Genomic DNA, 8,170 nt, shown 5'->3' with positions numbered 1-8,170 from the left:
GTATTCGCCGAGACCCGGGGGTTTTCCTGGGCGGCCGCATGTCTCGGGGTGTTCTTCTATGTCGTGGTCTGTGGTCTGCCGGGCGGGTTCCGTTGCTGTCTTGTGTTGGCCGCCGCCGTGGCCGCGTGGAGGCTGGCCGTGGCGGGTGCATGCGGGTTGGCCTATATGGCGCGGATCGTGCCGTGGGGGTTGCCGTGGCTGTCTCTGATCGTGGTCTCGCTGGCCGGCGGCATTCCCGCGGTGCGATGGCTTATCCGCGCCGTCGGGTATTAGGGACCACCTCTGGCGTGTCCGGGATACGCCGTGAAGATTCCCGCCCAAGAGTAAGGTTGTCCCCGAGACACAATGACGGTGTCCAAACGGGACGCATGACCGGGGTGTAACAGCCCTGCGGGAACGGCCCGAAGGGCGCCGGACATGGAAGGTGAGGAACCATGAAGAAGAACCATACCCCGCAGCACGCGGCGTCGCTGCCCCGTCGCGGAACCATTGACATGAAGCCGATGCTGGCGGTCGGTCTGACCGCGGCGACGGTGCTTGCCCCGCAGGCCGCGATGGCCGACGAGACCACGCCGGAACAGGCCCCGGACCAGTCCACGCAGCAGGCCGCGGCCACCCCGACCGATCCGGTCGAGGCCGCGCAGGCGGACGTCCAGTCGGCGAAGGACGCGCAGTCGGCCGCGCAGGCGGACGTCGAGACCAAGCAGGCCGAGGCCGACAAGGCGGACGCCGCGGCGCAACAGGCCAAGGCGAACGTGGAGTCCACGGTCAATGCGGATCCGGGTGTGCAGGCCGCCGGTCAGGGCGTGCAGGCCGCCGAGAGCCAGCAGGCCAAGGCGCAGTCCGATGTGAAGGCCGCCCAAGGCCAGCAGGCTTCGGCGCAGGCCGGCGCGGACGCGGCGCAGGCGGCGGATACGGCCGCGCAGAACGCCGCCCAGAGCGCGCAGCAGGCCAAGGACGAGGCGCAGCGGAACGCCGACCAGACCGCCAAGGCCGCGGCCGGCGACGACATGACCAAGCTCAGCGGCGACGTGCAGTCGGCCCAGAAGGCCGCCGATACGACCGACAAGGCCAAGACGGACGCGCAGACCGCCGACACGAAAGCGCAGGATACACTGAAGACCGCCGAACAGAACCTCGATACGGTCAAGCAGGCCGCGGCCGACGCATCCGACCCGGCGAAGGTCGCCGCAGCCGAACAGGCCGCGAAGGACGCCGCCAAGGCGGTCGAGACGACCCGCCAACAGGCCGAGAACGCGGCGACGGCGAAGACCCAAGCCGAGCAGGATCTGGCCGCCAAGCAGGCGACCGCGAAGGACGCGAAGGACGCGGCCGACAAGGCCAAGACCGTCCTCGACGCGAAGACCCAAGCCAAGGCGAAGGCCGACAAGGCGCTGGATAAGGCGCAGTCGGACAAGTCTGCGAACGACACGGCCGTTGCGGCCGCACAGGCGAAGGCCGACAAGGCCCAGAAGGCCGTGGAGACGGCGCAGGCGGATCTCACGCAGAAGCAGTCGAACGTCCAGCAGGCGAAGAAGGATGTGGCGGCGGCGGAGTCGACGCTCAAGGATGCGACCGCCGCGCAGCAGCAGGCCGCCGATGAGTATGCGAAGCTGTCCACGAAGGAGGCGCAGTCCGCCCTCGGATTCTTCGAGAGCCATAACGCGGATGCCGCCGCGAAGATTCTCACCGACTCGTCGGTCAACGCCTACATGAAGTACACGCACGCCGGCGAGGACGGGGATGCCACGACCCTGGAGTATTTGCTTGACGACCTCAAGTATCTCGATGAGGTGAACGACGTCCGCAAGGAGAACGGTGTCGAGCCGCTGAAGATCAGCGACCGTGCGTTCGCCGCAGCCATTGCACAGGCCAATATGTATCAGAATGAACCCGCCGGAGACCCGAACACGTTCGAGCATCACGGCTATATCATCAACTCGGAAAACTGCGGGCCTGCCGATTCGGTTGCGCTTTGGGCGGCCGAGAAGTCCTATCTTGAGACGTTGCCGAAGGACAGCGATGGCAATTATGTCATCAGGGACAACAACGACTATCAGCGGGTCGGCCATTACCTTAATTTGGTGAATCCCGCAACCAAGCTCGGTGCCGTGGCGCGTGGACACGACTTGTCGGTCTTTGAGGGCATTAACACCCCGGAGGACGGTGAGGCCACCTATACGGTGGACGAGTACCGTACCATGCTGAACGACTACATCACCTCCATCAAGAACGCGAAGTCGAAGCTGGAGAACGCGAACACCGCGCTGACCAACGCGCAGACCGCGCTGGACACAGCCTCGTCGAAGTCCATGGCCGCCGAACAGGCGGCGAAGGGCGCGCAGTCGACGCTTGACACGGCGACCGCGGAGGCGACGTCGACCGCCGCGCAGCTGACGGCCCTGCAGGCCGCGGCCACAAGCCTCGACCGGACGCTTTCCGACGCGAAGACGGCCGCCCAGTCCGCCCAGTCCGGGTATGACAGCGCGAAGAGCGCGGCCGACTCGGCGGATGCCACGCTGGCCGGCGCCCAGAGCGCCGAGAACACCGCCCGGCAGACGTTGAAGGACGCGGAGGCGAACCTCACGGCCGCGCAGAGCGCCGCCGCACAGGCCGTGAAGGACGACACTGCCGCCCAGACCAAGGTCGAGGCGATGCATGACGCGCAGGCCACGCTGGCCCGCGCACAGTCCGAGTACGAGACCGCGAAGTCGGCCGCCGACCAGAGTGCGAAGACCCTGGCGGATGCGACCGCGAAGGCGTCGGCCGCCCACCGGACGCTCGACGAGGCGAAGACCGCGCTGGACGCGGCGACCGCCCGCAAGACGGCCGCACAGAGTGCGAAGGCGGCTCTGGACAAGGCGTCGGCCGCGTTGAAGACGGCGCAGGACAAGGCCACCAAGACGGCCGCCGCGCTTGCCACGGCGCAGGCCAAACTGGCCGAGGCGACGCAGCGGGTCAAGGACGCGCAGGCGGCGGCCGACGCGGCCGACAAGGCGGTTGAGGCGGCGCAGGCGAAGCTGACGTTGGCGCGTGACGCGGCCATGGGCACGGACGCGGTGAAGGCCGCGCAGGCCGTCCTCGACAAGGCGCAGGCGACGGCGGATGCCGCGCATAAGGCGCTGACGCAAGCGAAGACGGTGAAGGCGGCTGCCGACCAGCGGGTCGCGGACGCCGAGGCCGCGTTGAAGCAGGCCGAGGCCGTCAAGCAGGCCGAGGAGAACGCGAAGCACGCCGCCGCCCAGCCCGGCACGACCGGCACGGCGACCGGTGCCCAGACCACCCAGACCGGCACCCAGACCGGTAAGACCGCGACCGGCAAGACCCGGTTCGGCGCCGCGAAGGATGCCGCCAAGTCCGGCAGGCGGCTCGCCCAGACCGGCGTGAACGCCGAGGCCACCCTGGGTCTCATGGCCGTCATGGCGGTCGCCGGTGCCGGCTGCGTACTCGTCAAGGCGCGCGGCAAGCACATCAACCGCTGGTAACCTCTGACACGACGGCGCCCCGCCGCGACCCCGACCCCCGGATTCCTCACCTTCCCGGAGGCGGGCCGCGACGGGGCGCCGTCGTATATGCCCGCCGATGTCCCTTTTCCTGTCTGCATAGCACGCCGGTACCGTTTGGTTCCGAACCGTTACAAGGGAGGAAAGAGGACCAGTATGCAAGTATCGTGGAAAAAGCACCTGCGGCCGATCGCGGCGCTCGTGGCGCTGTTCACGGTCGGCGGACTGTTCGGCGCGGTGAGCGCGAACGCGTCCGGCACGACCGGGGGCACGGGAGGCCCCCAGGAGAGCAGCACCATCACAGTCAAGCCAGCGGACCCGTCCATGACCCTCAAAGGGCAGACGACGAGTTTCTACCGGATTGACGCCACCATGGCGAAAAGCGTGATAGCCGAGAAGAACCTGAAGACCACCGGCAAGCCGATAGCAACCGTGGTCAAGGCGGCGTCCGGGGATTATGACGTGATGCTCGCCCTCGCGGACAAGACCACAGACAAGACGCCGACCGTGACCTTCCCCGGCGAAGGCACGGCGACCGTGCCCAAGGGCTCCTATCTGGCGGCCGGCTCCTACGGGGCGCTCGACGTCGCCACGGCACCGGGCACCGTATACATGAACGGGCTGGTCAAGACCGATGACCTGACGAACCAGGATATCGCGGACTCGAAGAGACTCGCGTCGTCGACGTCCGTCACCGATACGAACGTGACCCCGTCCAGAACGACCGATACGGGGGGTGTCCGCATGGCGGTATTACGCAAAACCCGCGCGCGGGTCCGGGCCGTCACCGACATGCAGCAGAACTACCATAAGGCCGGTTTGAGCGCCAACCTGGACTGGGATATCGCCACCCAAGGCAACCGCCACAATGCATTCTGGTGGGGTGACGCCAGCACCAACAACGGATACCACGCATTCTGCTTCGACCCGAATAACGCTGCGCCTTTAAAGACGGGCAACACCTATATCGGCTACACCCTTAATGCAGGAGAGACAATAGGCAACGGGCCTGGCGGCTCGCAGGGATCATTCACGCTCAGCGACAACCAGTACCACGCCTGGCAGAACATCTTCTATTGGGGATTCCTGGGTCCGGCCGGGGATGGTTTGATGCAAACCATCAAAAGCAGGGGTGCGAACGACGAGCAGGCAAGGCACTACGCCGCATTCGCCACGCATGTCATCGCCGGTCAGCTTGTCGGTCACGCTGAAACAGTGCCCGTGACGTTTGACAACCAGGCCGCATATCAGGCGGGCTACGACTATCTGGCGGGCAAAGTCAACGACAATGCGAACGGGCGCGCCTACGGCATGGAGCTTATCGTCCTGTATCCGGCACCGGGCACGCAGAAGTCTCGTGATACCGCGAATCTGGATGGCGTCCAGCGGATGGTCGCATGGAACTATCATTCCTACAAGGTCAGCGTCTCGACCCAGATGCAGACGACCGGCGACAACGGCAAGGAGCCGTGGGTCGACGGCGGCATCAACGAGACGAACCCGGCGCTCGTCAACGGAGGCAGCGACCATTACACGAACTGGGTGCGTGACAACGTCACCCTTACCGCTCTGGACGGCACCAAACCGAACGACACCCTGAAAATCACTGTCACGTTGAATGCGGATACGAACCGGGACGGCACGGCCGACCATACCGTGACGAAGACGATGTATGCCCAGGATGTCATCTACCAGAACCAGTCCCATACCTATTCAAGCCCGGCATTCACCAGCATGGATCTGTGGAGCAAGCCGTACTGGCCGCAGAACACCGACTTCTGGTTCGATGCGACCGCCGAGTCGAATTACAATGGCGCCGCCGGGCATCTTATCAATACCTGCTACATGTCCACGACCGGCATCAACCAGTATGTCCGCCATGACGGCAAGGGCGACCGCCGGGAATCCTGGTTCGGGCGTACGACCGACCTGACGGTGGCGGCCTCGGTGCGGGCGTTCGCGTACGCCTTGGCCCAGTCCTGCTTGTCGGGGCGGGTGCGATGCGACCGGTCGGGCTTGGCCTCGCCGCCCCCGGCGGCGGCCTGTTTGGCCGTGCCGTTCGCGGTTTCGGCCGCATGGTCGGCGTCGCCCGTCTCCTCCGGCTTGGGCGCGCCGTTCGCGGTTTCGGCGCCGGCCGCATGGTCGGCATCCCCCGTCTCCTCCGGCTTGGGCGCGCCGTTCGCGGTTTCGGCGGTCGCCTCGGCGTCATCGGCCTGGGCGGTTTCCTCTTCGCCTGCCGCGGCCTCGCCCTCGCCGGAATCATCCGCGGTTTCGTCCGGCTTGTCGTCGGAGCCGCCCGCAGTGTCGTCGGCGTCCTTGTCGCCGTCCGGGCCGCCCGCGGTCTCATCCGGAGCCTCGTCGTCGGTGCCGCCCGCGGCGTCATCCGCATCCCCGCCGCCGTCCGGGGCCGCGCCCTTGCCGGAATCGTCCCCGGCGTCCGGAGCGGTCTCCGGTTCGGGCTTGGGGCCGTTCGACCCGGCGGCGCTGTCCGCGTCGTCCCGGCCGTCCGGCACCGGGCCGTACTTGTCGTTCGCGGCCTTCGCGGCCCGCCGGTCACGGAAGTACGCGTCCTGCTCGCCGGCCCGGGTGCCGGCCGCGCCCGCACGAAGCATCCCGAACGGGGAGCCGCCGGACGCGTACCCGTGCTCGGCCGCGCCGATGGCGCTCGCCAGGCCGCCGCCCGCCGCCAACGCCGCACCGCCCGCGACAACGCCCGCCGCGACCTTGCCGATGCCCTTCATGACCTTCTTGCCGGCCATGAGCGCGCCGAACGCGCCCCAGGACATCGGGTCGCCGATCTTCCACACGTTGATGCAGAACCACTGGAGGATCTTCAGCCCGAGCGGCGGGATGATCAGCGAACACAGGGCGAGCGGCATGACCCCGACCCCTTCGCCGAACACGCCGAGCATGTCCATGAACGAGGTGGTGATCAGGCAGTCCAGGCCGGCGACCAGGCCGACGACGGTCACGCCCGCCGCCATGCCGATCATCTGGCCCAAAGCCCCCTGGATGGCCTTCTTGCCCTTGTCGGGCGCGAACGCGAGGATGAGGAACGCGACCGGAAGGCCGAGCCCCGCGATGAGGAACGCGACCGCCGTGGCGACCATGCGCATGAGCCCCAGGAGCAGGCCGAAGATGACCAGGTTGACCAGGCCGGCCAGGGAGAACACGAGCGCGCCGCCCAGGTCGGAGACGGTCGCCGAACCGTGCTGGTTGGTGATCGTGTTCTCCGCGTTGCGCTTGGCCCGGTCGGACGCGCCGTGGTTGCGGCCGGTGATGAGCGCACGCCAGTCGTTCTTCCCGCCCTTCGTGCCGGTGATGGACTCGTCCAGGTCGAATTTCTCGGCGACGTTCATGATCCGCTGGTTGGCCTTGTCCGGGCCCTTGCCGGTGATGACGGTCATGTTCCCGTCGCCGTCATGGGTGAGCAGCGGCCCGTTCTTGAACCCGCCGTACGTGCCGGTCAGGGCGATGGAGCAGTTCTCCTTCAACCCCCGGTAGGAGGAGTGCCCGTCGCCGGTGGCGCGCGTGCTCTCCTCGCCGCGTTCACCGCCTTCGATGTCGCCGACGAACCCCCAGCCGGAGCGGATGGTCAGGTCGCCGTCCGTGTTGATGGCGCACGTATCCCACATGACCTGCATGCGGTCGAGCCGGCGTTCGGGCGCGGCGCCCGGCTCGTTGATGTTCTTCTCCTTGGTGTCGGACTTGGTGACCAGCGAAGTCGGCCAGAAGACGATGGCGTCCGGATTGAGGTTCGCCATCTGCCCCCGGTTCGAGTAGTCGTCGCCCCCGTTGAGGGTCGCGTCGCCCCTGGTGAAGGCGAGCTGTTCTTTGGCGGGGATGGAGGCGCGTTGCTCCAGGACCCGGCAGAACACGGTCTGCCCCGTGTCGCCGGCCCCGTATTGGGCGCGGATCCAGATGCGCAGCCCGGTCTCCTCCCACATGCGGTCGAGGTTGTCGAGCACGACGTCGTTGCCTTTCGCCTGCAGGTAGGCGTTGCGCAGGTTGGCGGTGTACCGCCGGCAGCTGGTCAGCATCCACGAGCCTTTCGGCTGGCCGGCGAGCATGCCCGTCCCGGAGTCGAAGCCCTTGTCGAACGAGTTCATGGCGCCCGCGCCGACCTGGCTGACGGTCTTGATGGCGAGGTTCGTCGTCCAGTACGGGGTCAGCGGGCTGGCGTTCCGGTTGGCCGCCGACCCGGTCGTGGAGGCGGCGCCCATGGACAGGAACAGGGCGACGCCGAGCGCGGCGGCCCCGATGCGGCGGGTCGCCTCCCGGGGGCTGGAGTGCCGCCACGCCTGCCACATGCCGAGGACGATGGCGGCGACGAGCGCCAGGCCGAGGAGCATCCAGTCGCCGGTCAGCGCCGCGTACAGGTTGTGGGCGATCTCATTGGATTTCGGTCCGATATTGCCGGCCACGTCGACGCCGCCGGAGCGTTTGACCAGCCAGGCGGCGGCGCTCCACAGGTTGTTGCCGATGGACAGGAACATGCCCTCCACGTTGAGCGGGATGGAGCTGAAAATCGAGGTGATCTGCTGGATCCACCCGTCGGTGCGGTTGTCGAGGGTGCCCGCGTCGGACGCCCATCTCAGGACGGGCAGGCATTCGGTGCCCCCGTTGCACCATTGCGCGCCGAATACAGCCATGGCCGGATGCTCCTT

At 67.4% G+C, this 8,170-nt stretch carries 4 protein-coding genes; 2 read left to right on the top strand and 2 right to left on the bottom strand.

The features are described 5' to 3' along the window. Both CQR48_RS09235 and CQR48_RS09385 read left to right on the top strand, forming a co-directional pair. The coding region (locus CQR48_RS09235) for a hypothetical protein (protein WP_218971678.1) at positions 1-273 on the top strand (273 nt) is incomplete at its 5' end. Positions 274-434: 161 nt separating this feature from the next. Further along, positions 435-3,485 (top strand): CAP domain-containing protein, encoded by a 3,051-nt coding sequence (locus CQR48_RS09385; RefSeq protein ID WP_101451848.1) that lies wholly within the window; start codon positions 435-437, stop codon positions 3,483-3,485. A gap of 1,044 nt (positions 3,486-4,529) precedes the next feature. On the opposite strand, the gene CQR48_RS02135 is transcribed toward CQR48_RS09385, so the two are convergent. Further along, the gene (locus CQR48_RS02135) at positions 4,530-5,210 is read right to left on the bottom strand and encodes a hypothetical protein (RefSeq protein ID WP_101451845.1); all 681 of its coding nucleotides are present in this window, start codon (positions 5,208-5,210) and stop codon (positions 4,530-4,532) included. 134 nt (positions 5,211-5,344) lie between these two features. Continuing rightward, positions 5,345-8,155: an ICP22 family protein gene (locus tag CQR48_RS02130; protein WP_101451844.1), complete on the bottom strand. Its 2,811-nt coding sequence runs from the start codon at positions 8,153-8,155 to the stop codon at positions 5,345-5,347. Between the last annotated feature and the right edge of the window lie 15 nt (positions 8,156-8,170).

It is taken from the genome of Bifidobacterium thermophilum, from assembly GCF_002846655.1.
Taxonomy (GTDB): domain Bacteria; phylum Actinomycetota; class Actinomycetes; order Actinomycetales; family Bifidobacteriaceae; genus Bifidobacterium; species Bifidobacterium thermophilum.
The sequence above is the reverse complement of the archived record's forward strand: the minus strand, read 5'-3'. Positions and strand labels throughout refer to the sequence as shown.

Coding starts and splice junctions, on each gene's coding strand:
- CQR48_RS09385 (WP_101451848.1), top strand. CDS start 435: ATGAAGAAGAACCATACCCCGCAGCACGCGGCGTCGCTGCCCCGTCGC.
- CQR48_RS02135 (WP_101451845.1), bottom strand. CDS start 5,210: ATGGGACTGGTTCTGGTAGATGACATCCTGGGCATACATCGTCTTCGT.
- CQR48_RS02130 (WP_101451844.1), bottom strand. CDS start 8,155: ATGGCTGTATTCGGCGCGCAATGGTGCAACGGGGGCACCGAATGCCTG.